Origin of the sequence: Streptomyces caeruleatus (assembly GCF_001514235.1) — a bacterium.
GTDB classification, from domain to species: Bacteria; Actinomycetota; Actinomycetes; order Streptomycetales; family Streptomycetaceae; genus Streptomyces; species Streptomyces caeruleatus.
On the sequence record NZ_KQ948924.1, the window covers coordinates 226,287 to 240,809 of the forward strand.

14 protein-coding genes are annotated in these 14,523 nt (G+C 72.1%); 13 read left to right on the forward strand and 1 reads right to left on the reverse strand.

From position 1 onward, the window contains the following. Positions 1-12: 12 nt before the first annotated feature. From egtA to AQJ67_RS01070, 5 genes are all read left to right on the forward strand, one after another. Positions 13-1,317 (forward strand): ergothioneine biosynthesis glutamate--cysteine ligase EgtA, encoded by a 1,305-nt coding sequence (egtA, locus tag AQJ67_RS01050; protein ID WP_062715985.1) that lies wholly within the window; start codon positions 13-15, stop codon positions 1,315-1,317. Beyond that, positions 1,314-2,633, forward strand: a complete 1,320-nt coding sequence (gene egtB, locus AQJ67_RS01055; RefSeq protein ID WP_062715987.1) for an ergothioneine biosynthesis protein EgtB — start codon at positions 1,314-1,316, stop codon at positions 2,631-2,633. Before egtA ends, egtB begins: the two co-directional genes overlap by 4 nt. Further along, the gene (gene egtC, locus AQJ67_RS01060) at positions 2,633-3,424 is read left to right on the forward strand and encodes an ergothioneine biosynthesis protein EgtC (protein WP_062715989.1); all 792 of its coding nucleotides are present in this window, start codon (positions 2,633-2,635) and stop codon (positions 3,422-3,424) included. Before egtB ends, egtC begins: the two co-directional genes overlap by 1 nt. After that, positions 3,421-4,383: an L-histidine N(alpha)-methyltransferase gene (egtD, locus tag AQJ67_RS01065; RefSeq protein ID WP_062715991.1), complete on the forward strand. Its 963-nt coding sequence runs from the start codon at positions 3,421-3,423 to the stop codon at positions 4,381-4,383. The genes egtC and egtD overlap by 4 nt, the downstream gene beginning before the upstream one ends. Positions 4,384-4,449: 66 nt before the next feature. Further along, entirely contained in the window at positions 4,450-4,665 is a 216-nt protein-coding gene (locus AQJ67_RS01070) for a dodecin (protein WP_030052884.1), read from the forward strand. A 38-nt stretch (positions 4,666-4,703) separates the two neighbouring features. Here the strand turns inward: AQJ67_RS01070 and AQJ67_RS01075 are convergent, their stop codons facing one another. Continuing rightward, complete coding sequence (locus tag AQJ67_RS01075; RefSeq protein WP_062715993.1) at positions 4,704-5,195, reverse strand: phosphatase domain-containing protein; 492 nt, start codon at positions 5,193-5,195, stop codon at positions 4,704-4,706. Positions 5,196-5,401: 206 nt separating this feature from the next. On the opposite strand from AQJ67_RS01075, the gene AQJ67_RS01080 reads away from it, so the two are divergent. The 8 genes from AQJ67_RS01080 to AQJ67_RS01115 all read left to right on the forward strand — a co-directional run bounded on the left by AQJ67_RS01080 (position 5,402) and on the right by AQJ67_RS01115 (position 14,353). Continuing rightward, positions 5,402-6,628, forward strand: a complete 1,227-nt coding sequence (locus tag AQJ67_RS01080; protein WP_079055711.1) for a right-handed parallel beta-helix repeat-containing protein — start codon at positions 5,402-5,404, stop codon at positions 6,626-6,628. Between the two features lie 291 nt (positions 6,629-6,919). Further along, complete coding sequence (locus AQJ67_RS01085) at positions 6,920-7,369, forward strand: DUF485 domain-containing protein (protein WP_062715995.1); 450 nt, start codon at positions 6,920-6,922, stop codon at positions 7,367-7,369. Next, entirely contained in the window at positions 7,363-8,967 is a 1,605-nt protein-coding gene (locus AQJ67_RS01090) for a solute symporter family protein (RefSeq protein WP_062715997.1), read from the forward strand. The genes AQJ67_RS01085 and AQJ67_RS01090 overlap by 7 nt, the downstream gene beginning before the upstream one ends. A 14-nt stretch (positions 8,968-8,981) precedes the next feature. Then, a complete protein-coding gene (locus AQJ67_RS01095) occupies positions 8,982-9,389 on the forward strand; it encodes a hypothetical protein (RefSeq protein WP_062715998.1) in 408 nt (135 codons plus the stop codon). A gap of 76 nt (positions 9,390-9,465) precedes the next feature. Further along, a complete protein-coding gene (gene rpmF / locus AQJ67_RS01100) occupies positions 9,466-9,636 on the forward strand; it encodes a 50S ribosomal protein L32 (RefSeq protein ID WP_062716000.1) in 171 nt (56 codons plus the stop codon). Positions 9,637-9,642: 6 nt separating this feature from the next. Further along, positions 9,643-10,824, forward strand: a complete 1,182-nt coding sequence (locus AQJ67_RS01105) for a GTP-binding protein (RefSeq protein ID WP_062716002.1) — start codon at positions 9,643-9,645, stop codon at positions 10,822-10,824. 95 nt (positions 10,825-10,919) lie between these two features. Next, the gene (locus AQJ67_RS01110; RefSeq protein ID WP_062716004.1) at positions 10,920-11,918 is read left to right on the forward strand and encodes an LLM class flavin-dependent oxidoreductase; all 999 of its coding nucleotides are present in this window, start codon (positions 10,920-10,922) and stop codon (positions 11,916-11,918) included. Positions 11,919-12,016: 98 nt separating this feature from the next. Beyond that, complete coding sequence (locus tag AQJ67_RS01115) at positions 12,017-14,353, forward strand: ATP-binding cassette domain-containing protein (protein WP_062716005.1); 2,337 nt, start codon at positions 12,017-12,019, stop codon at positions 14,351-14,353. The last annotated feature ends 170 nt before the right edge of the window (positions 14,354-14,523 follow it).

Sequence of the window (14,523 nt, forward strand, 5' to 3'; positions counted from 1 at the left end):
GAGGATCCCGACATGTCAGATTCGGTGAGCGACTGTACGGAGCAGCCCCGTACCGCAGTCGCCGAAGCCGAGGTGGAGGCCCTGGTCAGGGGCATCTGCTTCAAGACCGGCCCACCCCGCACCCTCGGGGTCGAAGTGGAATGGCTCGTCCATGAGCTGCGCGGACCGCGGCTCCCCGTGACACCCGAACGACTCGAAGCGGCCTACGCCGCACTACGGACCGTGCCCCTGAGGTCGGCGCTCACCGTCGAGCCCGGCGGCCAGCTGGAACTGAGCTCGCCGCCCGCCGCCTCCCTGATGGAGTGCATCGGTACCGTCTCCGCCGACCTGGATGCCGCCCGCGCGGTACTGCGCGAGCACGGTCTCGGCCTGGTCAGCATCGGCAACGACCCCTGGCACTCGCCACGCCGCTTCCTGCGCCAGCCGCGTTACGACGCGATGGAGGCCTGCCTGGACCGTGCGGGTCCGGCCGGCCGGGCCATGATGTGCACCTCGGCCTCCGTGCAGGTGTGCCTGGACGCCGGGTACGAGGAGCCGGGCCCACTCGGGCACGGACGGCGCTGGTGGCTGGCCCACCAGCTGGGCGCGGTCCTGGTCGCCGCCTTCGCGAACTCGCCGCTGGCCGGGCGTGAGCCCACGGGCTGGCTCTCCACCCGGCAGCTGCTGTGGATGGAGATCGGCGCGGGCCGCGCGGGCGCACCCCCGCTGGACGGCGATCCGCGGGCCGCCTGGGCGCGGCACGTGCTGGACTCGCCGGTGATGTGCGTACGGCGCGACGCCGGCCCGTGGGACGTCCCGGACGCGCTGACGTTCCGGGAGTGGACCCGGTCGGGGGCGCCGAGACCGCCGACGCACGAGGACCTCGACTACCACCTCACGACGCTGTTCCCGCCGGTCAGACCCCGTGGCCATCTGGAACTGCGCATGATCGACGCGCAGCCCGGCGAGGACGGCTGGATCGTGCCGCTGGCCGTGACGGCCGCGCTGTTCGACGACCCGGAGGCCGCCGAGACCGCGTACCGCGCCGTGAAGCCGCTGGCCGAGCGCGCGCTGTCGCTGCCCGCGCCGCACAATCCGCTGTGGATCGACGCGGCCCGCTCGGGGCTCGCCGACCCCGAGCTGCGGGAGGTGGCGGACATCTGCTTCGCGGCGGCACTGGAGGCGCTGCCCCGGCTGGGGGCCACGGCCGAGGTCACGGACGCCGTGGCGGCGTACCGGGACCGCTATGTCAGCCGGGGCCGCTGCCCGGCCGACGACCTGCTGGACGAGCTCTACGGCACGGAGCGCACCCTGCACGGGAAGGACGACCGGACATGACCGACCCCGCCCACGACGCCGAGACGCTCCGCGAGCGGGCCGTGACCACCCTGACCACCGCCCGTGCCCGCACCACCCTGCTGACCAGCTGCGTCGAGGACCCCGACCTGACCGCCCAGCACTCGCCGCTGATGTCCCCGCTGGTGTGGGACCTCGCGCACATCGGCAACCAGGAGGAGCAGTGGCTGCTCCGGACGGTGGCCGGACGGGACGCGATGCGGCCGGAGATCGACGGCATCTACGACGCCTTCGAGCACCCGCGCGCCGAGCGCCCCTCGCTGCCGCTGCTGCCGCCGGCCGAGGCCCGGCACTACGCGTCCGAGGTGCGCGGCCGGGTCCTGGACCTGCTGGAGAGCACCGCGTTCCACGGGACGCGGCTGACCGAGGCGGGCTTCGCCTTCGGGATGATCGCCCAGCACGAGCAGCAGCACGACGAGACGATGCTGATCACCCATCAGCTCCGCAAGGGTCCGCAGGCCCTGCACGCCCCGGCCCCCGAGCCGGCGCCCCTGGTCACGGGGCCGTCGGAAGTGCTGGTCCCCGGCGGCCCGTTCACCATGGGCACCTCGACCGAGCCGTGGGCACTGGACAACGAACGTCCGGCGCACCAGCGCGAGGTGCCCGCGTTCCACATCGACACCGCCCCGGTGACGAACGCCGCGTACCAGGCGTTCATCGACGACAGCGGTTACGACGACGACCGTTGGTGGACGCCGGAGGGCTGGGCGCACATCCGGCAGCACTCGATCCACGCCCCGCTGTACTGGCGCCGGGACGGCAGGCAGTGGCTCAGACGCCGCTTCGGTGTCACCGAGGTGGTGCCGCCCGACGAGCCCGTGCTGCACGTGTGCTGGTACGAGGCCGACGCCTACGCCCGCTGGGCCGGGCGCCGGCTGCCCACCGAGGCCGAGTGGGAGAAGGCCGCCCGCCACGACCCGGCCGCTGACCGCTCCATGCGCTACCCGTGGGGCGACGCCGACCCCGCGCCCGAGCACGCCAACCTCGGCCAGCGGCATCTGCGGCCGGCCCCGGCGGGCAGCTATCCGCAGGGCGAATCACCCCTCGGCGTAAGGCAGTTGATCGGTGACGTGTGGGAGTGGACGGCGAGCGACTTCCTGCCGTACCCGGGGTTCCAGGCGTTCCCGTACAAGGAGTACTCGGAGGTGTTCTTCGGTCCCGAGCACAAGGTGCTGCGCGGCGGTTCGTTCGCCGTGGACGCGGTGGCCTGCCGGGGCACCTTCCGCAACTGGGACTATCCGATACGCCGGCAGATCTTCTCCGGCTTCCGCACGGCCCGCTCCGCGGGGGACGCCTGATGTGCCGTCATGTGGCTTATGTGGGCCCCGAGGAGCCGCTCGGCAAGCTTCTCGTGGAGCCCCCGCACGCCCTGTACCGCCAGTCGTGGGCGCCACAGCGGCAGCGGCACGGGACGGTCAACGCCGATGGTTTCGGGGTCGGTTGGTACGCCGAGGGCGATCCGGTGCCGGCGCGGTACCGCAGGGCCGGGCCCATCTGGGCAGATCTGTCCTTCGCCGATCTGGGCCGGGTGGTGCGGTCCACCGCACTGCTCGCCGCCGTACGGGACGCGACGCTGTCGGGCGCCGACGCCGAGGCCGCGGCGGCGCCGTTCGCCGCGGGTCCCTGGCTGTTCAGCCACAACGGCGCCGTGAAGGGCTGGCCGGCCTCGCTGGCGCCCCTCGTGCCGACCCTGCCCGCGGTGGACCTGCTGTCGATGGAGGCCCGCAACGACTCGGCGCTCGTCTGGGCGCTGGTCCTGGCGCGGCTGCGTGGCGGTGACGACGAGGGGCAGGCCTTGGCCGACACGGTCCTTGAGGTCGCCGAGGCGGCGCCGGGCTCCCGGCTGAACCTGCTGCTCACCAACGGCGAGACGATCACCGCGACCGCCTGGGGCGACACCCTCTGGTATCTCACCCGGCCCGGCGGCGGCACCGTCGTGGCCTCCGAGCCCTACGACGACGACCCGCACTGGCAGGAGGTCCCCGACCGCACCCTCCTCGCGGCGAGCGGCACCGATGTGCTGCTCACCCCGCTGAAGGATCCCGACGCCCCCCTGGCACCCTCACGACCGAAGGAGCCCCGCACGTGAGCCCGTTCCTTCTCACCCGCACCCTGCCCGAGGACGCCACCGACGCCGCGCTGCGCGCCGACGTCCTCAAGGGTCTGACGAGCACGCCGAAGACGCTGCCGCCGAAGTGGTTCTACGACGCGCAGGGCAGCGAACTCTTCGAGAAGATCACCGAGTTGCCCGAGTACTACCCGACGCGCGCCGAGCGCGAGATCCTCGTCGGCCGGGCCGGCGAGATCGCCGCCGCCACCGGGGCCCGCACCCTGGTCGAGCTGGGCTCCGGCTCCTCGGAGAAGACGCGGTACGTCATCGACGCGCTGACCGGGCTGCACACGTACGTCCCGGTCGACGTCAGCGAGAGCGCGCTCACCCAGGCCGGGCAGGCGCTGGCCGGGGAGCGGCCGGGGCTGGACGTGCATGCCCTGATCGCCGACTTCACCGGCGGGCTGGTCCTGCCGCAGACGCCGGGTCCGCGGCTGGTGGCGTTCCTCGGCGGCACGATCGGCAATCTGCTGCCGGCCGAGCGCGCCGCGTTCCTCGCCTCCGTCCGTGCCCTGCTCTCCCCCGGTGACGCGCTGCTGCTCGGCACGGACCTGGTGAAGGACGAGCGGGTCCTGGTCGAGGCGTACGACGACGCGGCCGGGGTGACGGCCGCGTTCAACAAGAACGTCCTGACCGTGATCAACCGCGAGTTGGGCGCCGACTTCGATCCCGGCGCGTTCGAGCACGTGGCGCTCTGGGACGCGGACCACGAGTGGATCGAGATGCGGCTGCGCTCCCGTACGGCGCAGACGGTCAAGGTGCCCGCGCTGGACCTCGCCGTGCACTTCGCCGCCGGTGAGGAGATGCGCACCGAGGTGTCGGCGAAGTTCCGCAGGGACGGTGTCCGCGCGGAACTGGCGGCAGCCGGGCTGGAACTGGCGCACTGGTGGACGGACGGTGCGGACCGGTTCGCGCTGTCACTGAGCGTGGCGCGGTGACCGACGGCTCGCGCGTCGCCCCGCCCTGGGGCACCGTGGAGTGACGCGTGTGAGAGGAGCACCCACATGTCGAACCACACCTACCGGGTCACCGATATCGTCGGCACCTCGCCGGAGGGCGTGGACCAGGCGATCCGCAACGGGATCGAGCGGGCCTCGCAGACCCTGCGCAACCTGGACTGGTTCGAGGTGACCGAGGTGCGCGGCCAGCTCGAAGAGGGGCAGATCGCGCACTGGCAGGTGACCATGAAGGTCGGCTTCCGCCTGGACGACGCCGGCTAGCGCGCCGGGAAGTCCGGGCAGCCCGCCGGGTACGGCCCTCAGGTCCGCCCCTCCCGCTCCTGCGCCTCCTTCAGCGCGGCGGAAGGGGCGGTCCAGCGCGCCCGTACGACCGTGAAACCGGCCCGTTCGGCGTCCTCGCAGACCAGTTCGTCGTCGTCCACCAGGACCCGGATCTCCCGGGTGCGGGCGAGGCGGGCGAGGATCTCCAGCTTGGTGCGCCGAGCGGGCCGTCGGTCGTCGTTGCGCCGCATGTACACGCGCCCCTCGGGCAGCCCTTGCGCGGCGAGCCACTCCAGCGTGTCCCGCCGGCAGCGCTCGGGCCGCCCGGTCAGATAGCGGACCTCGCACTCCTTCGCGCTCTCCAGCACCAGCGCGATGCCCTCCGCGAGGGGCGGGTCCTGCGGCGCGGCCGCGAAGAACCCGTTCCAGTCGCGCGGCCTGCCCTCCAGGAAGTGCTGCCGGTGCGCCGTGTCGGCGAGGGTGTTGTCCAGGTCGAACACGGCGAGCGGGCGTGCGCTGTTGTCGGTCACACACTCACCCTAGGGGGCGCCTCCCGCCCCAGCTGCGCGCAGCGCGGTCCGAGGGCGGTGCAGGGGGCTCTCGGCGGCCGGGCGGCGTGGTGAAGGGGCTGTGCGGACACCGTGGGCGCTGCCCGGCCCCGCACCCCGGCAACCTCCGCGCGCCGGGCGGCCACTGCTGTGCGACACGGCACGCGGACGACAGGCGGGAGGCCCCGATGGACGGCACAGCGAGCGGTATGCGGCGTACGGCGATGCGGACGGCGGTGGCGGTGGTGGGAGCGGTGGTGGTGACGGTGCTCGCCCCGGCGGGCGAGGCGTCCGCCGCGACGACGCTGGTCGTGGCGACGGACGGGAACGACTCGGCCCCGGGGACCCTGGCCCAGCCGCTGCGGACCATCCAGCGGGCGGTGGACCTGGCGCGGCCCGGCGACGTCATCGCCGTGCGCGGGGGCACGTACGCCCTGACCGACAACGTCACCATCGCCACGTCGGGCACCGCCTCCCAGCCCATCGGCCTCGGCGCCTACCAGGGCGAGCGCGTGGTCGTGGACGGCGAGCGGCTGCCCGCCAGTCACACGCCGGTCGGCGGCAGCGTTCCCCGGGCCGAACGCGGGGCGATCCACATGGAGGCCTCGCACTGGCGGATCTCCGGCCTGGAGATCGTGAACGGCCCGTACGGGATCTATTGCGACGGCTGCAACGGCAACATCTTCTCCAGGATTTCCACACACGACAACTACGAATCCGGTTTCCAGCTCCAGGGCTCCTCCAGCGACAACCAGATCCTGAATCTGGACAGTTACGGCAACCGCGACCCGCGCAAGAACGGCGAGAGCGCCGACGGGCTGGCCGTCAAGGAGGGCAGCGGGAGTGGCAATGTGGTGCGGGGCGCCCGGTTGTGGAACAACGTGGACGACGGGTTCGACGCCTGGAAGTTCGCCTCGCCGATTCTGATCGAGAACACGATCGCGTACGGCAACGGGTTCAACCGCTGGAATTTCCCGGACTTCGCGGGCGACGGCAACGGCTTCAAGATGGGCGGCGGCACCCCGGCTCCGTCGGTCGGACACACCCTGCGCAACTCGATCGCGTTCAAGAACGCCGCGCACGGCGTCACGGACAACGGCAATCCCGGCGCGCAGACCCTGACCCGCAACACGACCTGGGCCAACGCCGACACCGGCTTCGACGCCGACGTCTCGGGCGGCACCGCCACCCTCACCGCCAACCTGTCCGTCGCCGACGGTCGTGCGGCCGCCGTAGGGTCGGGGACGGCCGCCAGCGGCAACTCCTGGAACCTGGGCGGGACCTGGAACGCCGCGTCGATGCTCAGCACCGACCCGGGCGCCCTGACGGGCCCGCGCTCCGCCGACGGTTCACTGCCGAAGGCCCCGACGTTCCTCGTGCCCCGCAACGGCGCTGCGGTCGGCGCCCGGTTCTGAACCGCCCGGCCGGGCCGTCCCTGTGCGTCGCATTTGAGACAGCCCGGCCGAAAGAAATGGTCCGTACTATTTCCCGGGGCCCCCTTTTTCACAGGCCACGCAAGACTGCGGGCGTATCACGAGGGGTGTGAACGCGCCACCGGAGCAGGGGAATTCACCTCCGCGGTTGATTGTTCAAAGAGCCCGCTGACATACTCCGGCTTCCGGCTTTCGCCGTCACCGCATCCGTCCCCCCACCAGCCCACACCCACCAGTGTGTGTTCGGCATGACGCAGCAAAGAAGGTGCGCCTGTGCCCGATTTTTCACCATGGCACGACAATTCGCTCACATACAGTCCGCCGAATAGCGAACCCGCTCCGTCGCGGCGCATATCCGAAGACCCGGAATTTCACTCCCTGCGCCGCGCCCAACGCCGCTTCGGCGTCCGTGCGACGCTCCTCTCGGTAGGTGGGTTCCTCCTGTACGCCCTGCTGTCGCACTCGTTCCCCGACCTGATGAACCAGCGCCTGGCCGGGAACCTCACGCTCGGCCTCGCCCTGGGGCTCGGGCAGTTCGTCGTGATGGGCGTGACCGCCTGGTGCTACGTCCGGTACATGCGCACCCGGGTCGACCCGCTGGCCCGCGGCCTGGCTTCACGACTGGAGCAGCACGAGGCCAACTCGCTCCGCGCCGCCGCGCCGAACGGCGAGGCCGGTCAGACCTTCAGGCCGGGCAGTTCCAGGGGGTTCCGCACGTGGTGACCGTGTCCGAGGGCATAGTCGACAGGTTCAGCCTGAACCTGACGTTCGTGCTCTTCCTGTCGGTGGTCGTGGTCACCCTGTTCATGGCGCTGCTGACGGCCCCTCAGCGCGACGAGATCAGCGAGTTCTACCTCGGCAACCGCACCATGTCCCCGCTGCGCAACGGCCTCGCCATGTGCGGCGACTACGTCTCGGCGGCGACCCTGCTGGGCAGCACCGGACTGGTCGCCCTGACGGGGTACGACGGGCTGCTGTACCTCGGCGGCACGGTCGTCGCCTGGATGATGGTGCTGCTCCTCGTCGCCGAACCCCTGCGCCGCGCGGGCAAGTACACCCTCGGCGACACCCTCGCCCTGCGCCTGACCCGGCTGCAGCGCCCGGCCAGGCTCGCCCTCGCCGTGTGCACCCTCGCCATCACCACCCTGTACCTGGTGGCCCAACTCGTCGGCAGCATGGCCCTGCTGACCCAGTTCACCGGCGAGCCCAGCGCCGCGACCCGCACCCTGTGCGTGATCGTCATCGGCACCATCGTGATCGTCTACGCCGCCATCGGCGGCGCGCCCGGCGCCACCGTCATCCAGATCATCAAGGCCGTGATGCTCATCGCGGGCGTGACGGTCACCGCCGTCATGGTGCTGCACCACTACGACTGGAATCCGGGCGCCCTGCTGTCGGCGGCCGCGGACCACAGCGGCACCGGCACCCAGTTCCTCGAACCCGGACTGCGCTACGGCGTCAGCACCACCAGCAAGCTCGACTTCTTCAGCCTGGAACTGGCGATCGTCCTGGGCCTGGCCGCACTTCCCCACGTCCTGATGCGCCTGCTCGCCCCGCGCAAGGTCGACGTGCTGCGCTCCTCCCTGGTGTGGGCGGTCGGCCTGGTCGGCCTGGTCTGCCTCGCGGCCGGCATCCTCGGCCTCGGCGCCACGGCCGTCGTCGGCCGGGAGACCATCGCGCAGACGGACCACAAGGGCGACTCCGCGGTCCTGCTCCTCGCCAACGCCCTGGGCGGCGGCATCCTGACGGCCCTGCTGTCCTGCCTCGCCTTCGTCACCCTGCTCGCCGTCGCGGCCGGCCTCACCCTCGCCGCCGCCTCGTCCCTCGCCCACGACCTGTACGGCGAGGTGATCCGCAAGGGCCGCGCGAGCGAGACCGAGGAGCTGATGGTGGCCCGGCTGTCCGCCGCCGTCATCGGCGTCCTCGCCATGATGCTCGCCCTGATCTCCTGGGGCGCCAACACCGCGACGCTCGCCTTCCTCGCCTTCGCCATCGCGGCGTCCGCGATCCTTCCGACGATCGTGTACACCCTCTTCTGGCGCCGCTTCACCGGCGAGGGAGCACTGCTCAGCCTCTGGGGCGGCCTGGTCTGCTCGGTCCTGCTGGTGCTGTTCTCCCCCGTGGTCTCCTCCACGCCGGGCTCGTTCTACCCGGACGCCGACTTCGCCTGGTTCCCGCTGCAGAACCCCGGCATCGTCTCCATCCCGGCGGGCTTCCTCCTCGGCTGGCTCGGCACGGTGCTGAGCGAGCGGCAGGGAGCCAAGGGCGATGCCGCCTACGCGGAGTTCGAGGTCCGGATGCTGGTGGGGGCCAAGGAGTAGGACATGCTTTCGTCATGTCTACTCGTACGTTCCTGATCGGCGCGGCCCGCGAGCGCCCGTGCACCCTCGTCGTCTGCCGGGGCTGCTGCTGCGGTGACCCCCGCAAGCACCCCGGCACCGACCACGCCTGGCAGTTGGAGCGCCTGCGCGCCGCCGGGTCGGAGCACGGGTTCCAGGTCCGCACGACCGACTGCCTCGGCCCCTGCGACCAGGCCAACGTGATCGTCGTCCAGCCGTCGGCCGCGGGGCGCCGGGCCGGCGGACGGGCCACCTGGGTGGGGTTCGCGATGGACGACGACTGCACCGAGGAGATCGTGCAGTGGGCCGCCGCGGGCGGACCGGGCCTCGCCCGGCCGCCCGTCACCCTTGAGCTCCAGTTCATCCAGCCGCCACGGGACGCCCGGGTCCGCTCACGTCGCTGACCCCGCGGCCGGAAATTGTTAATGGGATCCATTTTCATGTAGCGTCCTCGGTGTTCACCCACCGAGGAGGTCCGTCATGGCTGTTCCCAAGCGGAAGATGTCCCGCAGCAACACCCGTCACCGCCGCGCCCAGTGGAAGGCGAGCACCCCGCAGCTCGTCCCCGTCACCGTCGACGGCGTCAGCCACCTCGTGCCGCAGCACCTGGTGAAGGCGTACGAGCGCGGTCTCCTGCGCCCCGAGGGCTGACCGGGGATGCCGTACGAGAGCCGTCTGCCCGTCACCGTCCTGTCCGGCTTCCTCGGGGCCGGCAAGACGACCCTGCTCAACCATGTCCTCGGCAACCGCGAGGGACTGCGTGTGGCGGTGATCGTCAACGACATGAGCGAGGTCAACATCGACGCCGCCCTGGTGCGCGGCGGCGAGGCCGCGCTGTCGCGGACCGAGGAGCGCCTGGTCGAGATGACCAACGGCTGCATCTGCTGCACCCTGCGCGACGACCTGCTGGAGGAGGTCGACCGGCTGGCCCGCGAGGGCCGCTTCGACCATCTCCTCATCGAGTCGTCCGGCATCTCCGAACCCATGCCGGTCGCCGCCACCTTCGCCTTCGCCCGCGACGACGGCGCCACTCTCGGCGACCTCGCCCTCCTGGACACCATGGTCACGGTCGTCGACGCCGCGGGCTTCCTCGCCGAGCTGGACAGCGGCGACGAGCTCGCCGAGCGCGGCCTCGACCAGTACGAGGACGACGAGCGCACCGTCAGCGATCTCCTCATCGACCAGGTCGAGTTCGCTGACGTCCTCGTGCTCAACAAGCTCGACCTGGTGGACGCCGAGACGGCGGACGAGCTGCGGGCCGCGCTCGCCCGCCTGAACCCCGCGGCGCGGATCGTCGACGCCGTAAACGGGCAGGTGGCGCTCCAAGAGGTGCTCGGCACCCGGCTGTTCGACCTGGAGCGGGCCCAGCAGGCGCCGGGCTGGGTGCGGGAACTGAACGGCGACCATGTGCCGGAGACCGAGGAGTACGGAATCTCCTCCACCGTGTTCCGCGCCGCGGTGCCCTTCCACCCGGGGCGGCTGTGGACCTTCGTCACGGAGGACCTCGACAGCGGCGCGTACGGGAAGGTGCTGCGCTCCAAGGGGTTCTTCACCCTGGCCAGCCGTCCCCAGGTGACGGGGCTGTGGTCGCAGGCCGGTTCCGTCGCCCGCTTCGAGCCCAGCGCCGCACGGGACGCCGACGCGCCGTACGCCCAGGAGCTGGTCTTCATCGGCACGCACCTGCGGGCGCCGGCGCTCCGGTCCGCCCTCACGGAGTGCCTGATGGCCGACGGCGAGAGCGTCCCGGCCGCCGACCCGTTCCCGGACTGGGACACGTACGGCATCGACGACACCTGCGACCACGAGCAGGCGCCCCCGCTCCAGGCCTCCGCCCACTGAGTTCCCCTCGGGCCCGGCCTGGCTGCCGCACCACAACATCGCCCCGTGGGGAAGCCCGCGGGGAATCCCCCGGGCGCCGCGGTGTTGAACCCTGCATGAGCTCCGTGATCGCGCAGACCCGTTTCTCCGTCCTCGACCGCTCCCGCACCCGGGAGGGCGGGACGAACGCCGAGGCGCTGCGTGACACGGTGACGCTGGCGCGGGAGCTGGAGGAGCTGGGGTACCACCGTGTCTGGGTCTCGGAGCACCACGGCGTGCCCGGCGTCGCCGGTTCCGCGCCGACCGTGCTGGCCGCCGCCGTGGCGTCCGCGACCCGCACCATCCGGGTCGGCACCGGCGGCGTGATGCTGCCCAACCATCGACCGCTGGTCGTGGCCGAGCAGTTCGGGGTGCTGGAGTCCCTCTTCCCGGGGCGTATCGACATGGGGGTGGGGCGTTCGGTCGGCTTCACCGACGGGGTGCGTCGGGCGCTCGGGCGGGACAAGGGGGACGCGGAGGACTTCGCGGCGCAGATCCAGGAGCTGCTCGGCTGGTTCCGGGGCACCTCGCCCACGGGGGTGCACGCGCGCCCTGCCGAGGGCCTGACCGTGCCGCCGTTCGTGCTGGCCATGGGGGAGGGGGCGGACATCGCGGCCCGGGCGGGCCTGCCCATGGTCATCGGTGACCTGCGGAACAGGGAGAAGATGCGGCGCGGCATCGACCACTATCGCGCCGGTTTCCGGCCCTCGCCCTGGGCGAGCGAGCCGTACGTCGTGATCTCCGGCACGATCGCGGTGGCCGCCACGCCCGAGGAGGCCCGGCGGCTGCTCGTGCCCGAGGCCTGGTCGATGGCCCATTCGCGCACGCACGGCACCTTCCCGCCGCTGCCGCCCGCCGAGCGCGTCGAGGCGCTCACGATGACCGACAAGGAGCGCGGCTTCTACGAGGGCGGCCTCGCCGGGCACATCGTCGGGACGGAGGACCAGGTCGCGCACGAACTGGAGACCGTGCTGAAGGAGACGGGCGCGCAGGAGGTGCTGGTCACGACGAGTACGTACGACCGTGCGGCCCTGGCGGACTCCTACCGGCGGCTCGCCCGGATCGTCAGCACGTGACCCGGTCGCGGTCTCGTACGGCCGCCCGGGTCCCCTTCGCATAGGATCGCGGGGTTTGCCCCACGCCCATCGATCCGCCCGTCCCGGAGCTTGTGCCCATGCGTTCCCCGCACGATCCGTACGTCCGCGTCCGTGGTGCCCGTGAGCACAACCTCAAGGGATTGGACGTTGACATTCCGCGGGACGTGTTGACCGTGTTCACAGGCGTCTCCGGGTCCGGGAAGTCGTCGTTGGCGTTCGGCACGATCTACGCGGAGGCCCAGCGCCGCTACTTCGAGTCGGTCGCGCCGTACGCGCGCAGGCTGATCCACCAGGTCGGCGCGCCGAAAGTCGGCGAGATCAGCGGACTTCCGCCCGCCGTGTCGCTGCAGCAGCGCCGCTCGGCGCCGACGTCCCGCTCCTCCGTCGGCACGGTCACCAACCTCTCCAACTCCCTGCGGATGCTGTTCTCCCGCGCCGGCGCCTACCCGCCGGGCGCCGGGCGGCTCGACTCGGACGCCTTCTCGCCGAACACGGCGGCCGGGGCGTGCCCGGAGTGCCACGGCCTCGGCCAGGTGCACCGTACGTCCGAGGAGCTGCTGGTCCCCGACCCGTCGCTGTCGATCCGGGAGGGCGCGATCGCCGCGTGGCCGGGGGCGTGGCAGGGCAAGAACCTGCGCGACATCCTCGACGCGCTCGGTCACGACGTCGACCGGCCCTGGCGCGAACTGCCCGCCGGGCAGCGCGAGTGGATCCTCTTCACCGACGAGCAGCCGGTCGTCACCGTCCACCCCGTGCGCGACGCCGACCGTATCCAACGGCCCTACCAGGGCACGTACATGAGCGCCCACCGGTACGTCATGAAGACGTTCGCCGACTCCAAGAGCCCGACCCTCAGGGCCCGGGCGGAGCGGTTCCTCGCCGCCGCGCCCTGCCCGGCGTGCGGCGGCAGCCGGCTGCGGCCCGAGGCGCTGGCGGTGACGTTCGCCGGCCGGACGATCGCCGAGCTGGCCGCGCTGCCGCTCACCGAGCTGGCCGGCACGCTGAACGGCGAGGCCGTGTCGGAGACGGCCCGTGTCCTCACCGGGGACCTCCGCTCGCGTATCGCGCCCGTCGTCGAGCTCGGCCTGGGCTATCTCAGCCTCGACCGCGCCACGCCCACGCTCTCGGCGGGCGAACTGCAACGCCTGCGGCTCGCGACCCAGCTGCGGTCCGGGCTGTTCGGTGTCGTGTACGTCCTCGACGAGCCGTCCGCGGGACTGCACCCGGCTGACACGGAGGCGCTGCTGACGGTGCTGGCGCGGCTGAAGGCGGCCGGGAACACGGTGTTCGTGGTCGAGCACCACCTCGACGTCATGCGCGGCGCCGACTGGCTGGTCGACGTGGGTCCGCGGGCGGGCGAGCACGGCGGGCAGGTGCTGCACAGCGGGCCGGTGGCGGAGCTGGCGACGGTCGCGGAGTCGGCCACCGCGCGCTTCCTGTTCGACGACTCCCCCGCCGCCGTACGCCAAGTGCGCTCCCCGCACGGCCGGTTGAAGGTCGGCCCGGTCACCCGGCACAACCTGCGCGGCGTGACGGCCGAGTTCCCGCTCGGCGCGTTCACCGCTGTCACCGGGGTCTCCGGCTCGGGCAAGTCCACGCTCATCGGCGAGATCACCGAGGACCTGGCGGGGGTCGGGCGCCTGGTCTCGGTCGACCAGAAGCCCATCGGCCGCACCCCGCGCTCCAACCTCGCCACCTATACCGGCCTCTTCGACGTCGTACGCAAGGTGTTCGCGGCCACCGACGAGGCACGGGAGCGCGGGTACGGCGTCGGGCGCTTCTCCTTCAATGTCGCCGGAGGTCGCTGCGAGACCTGTCAGGGCGAGGGGTTCGTCAGCGTGGAGCTGCTGTTCCTGCCGAGCACGTACGCGCCGTGCCCGGACTGCGGCGGGGCGCGCTACAACCCCGAGACGCTCCAAGTGGCGTACCGGGGACGGAACATCGCGCGGGTGCTGGACCTCACGGTGGAGGCGGCCGCGGAGTTCTTCGCGGACACGCCGGCCGTGGCCCGCAGCCTCGCCACCCTGCTGGACGTCGGCCTCGGATATCTGCGGCTCGGACAGCCGGCGACCGAGCTGTCCGGTGGCGAGGCCCAGCGCATCAAGCTGGCGAGCGAGTTGCAGCGGACCCGCCGCGGCCACACCCTGTACCTCCTCGACGAGCCGACGACCGGCCTCCACCCGGCCGATGTGGAGGTGCTGTTGCGCCAGTTGCACGGGCTCGTCGACGCCGGGCACACCGTGGTCGTGGTCGAGCACGACATGTCCGTCGTCGCGGGCGCCGACTGGGTGATCGACCTGGGGCCGGGCGGCGGTGACGCGGGCGGGCGGATCGTGGCGGCGGGCCGGCCGGCGGAGGTGGCGCGCGCGGAGGGGAGCGCCACGGCGCCGTACCTGGCTCGTGTGATGCCTTGAGTCCTGCGCGGGTGATGCCCTGAACAGCCCTTGGGGACCTGGCACTTGTGCCTCGTAGAATCGCCGCGTGCGTTGATCCTCCGCGCGGCGGCGCGTGCCGTCGCGGACCGTGTGGGCGCCCGGATGATCCGTGGCCGCCCCGGCAGGCATATCCGTCACCGCTCCCACGG

Excerpts from the sequence above, each read along its gene's own strand:
- egtB (WP_062715987.1), top strand. The coding sequence starts at position 1,314 with ATGACCGACCCCGCCCACGACGCCGAGACGCTCCGCGAGCGGGCCGTG.
- egtC (WP_062715989.1), top strand. The coding sequence starts at position 2,633 with ATGTGCCGTCATGTGGCTTATGTGGGCCCCGAGGAGCCGCTCGGCAAG.
- AQJ67_RS01110 (WP_062716004.1), top strand. The coding sequence starts at position 10,920 with ATGAGCTCCGTGATCGCGCAGACCCGTTTCTCCGTCCTCGACCGCTCC.
- AQJ67_RS01095 (WP_062715998.1), top strand. The coding sequence starts at position 8,982 with ATGTCTACTCGTACGTTCCTGATCGGCGCGGCCCGCGAGCGCCCGTGC.
- AQJ67_RS01105 (WP_062716002.1), top strand. The coding sequence starts at position 9,643 with ATGCCGTACGAGAGCCGTCTGCCCGTCACCGTCCTGTCCGGCTTCCTC.
- egtA (WP_062715985.1), top strand. The coding sequence starts at position 13 with ATGTCAGATTCGGTGAGCGACTGTACGGAGCAGCCCCGTACCGCAGTC.
- AQJ67_RS01115 (WP_062716005.1), top strand. The coding sequence starts at position 12,017 with ATGCGTTCCCCGCACGATCCGTACGTCCGCGTCCGTGGTGCCCGTGAG.
- AQJ67_RS01070 (WP_030052884.1), top strand. The coding sequence starts at position 4,450 with ATGTCGAACCACACCTACCGGGTCACCGATATCGTCGGCACCTCGCCG.
- AQJ67_RS01080 (WP_079055711.1), top strand. The coding sequence starts at position 5,402 with ATGGACGGCACAGCGAGCGGTATGCGGCGTACGGCGATGCGGACGGCG.
- rpmF (WP_062716000.1), top strand. The coding sequence starts at position 9,466 with ATGGCTGTTCCCAAGCGGAAGATGTCCCGCAGCAACACCCGTCACCGC.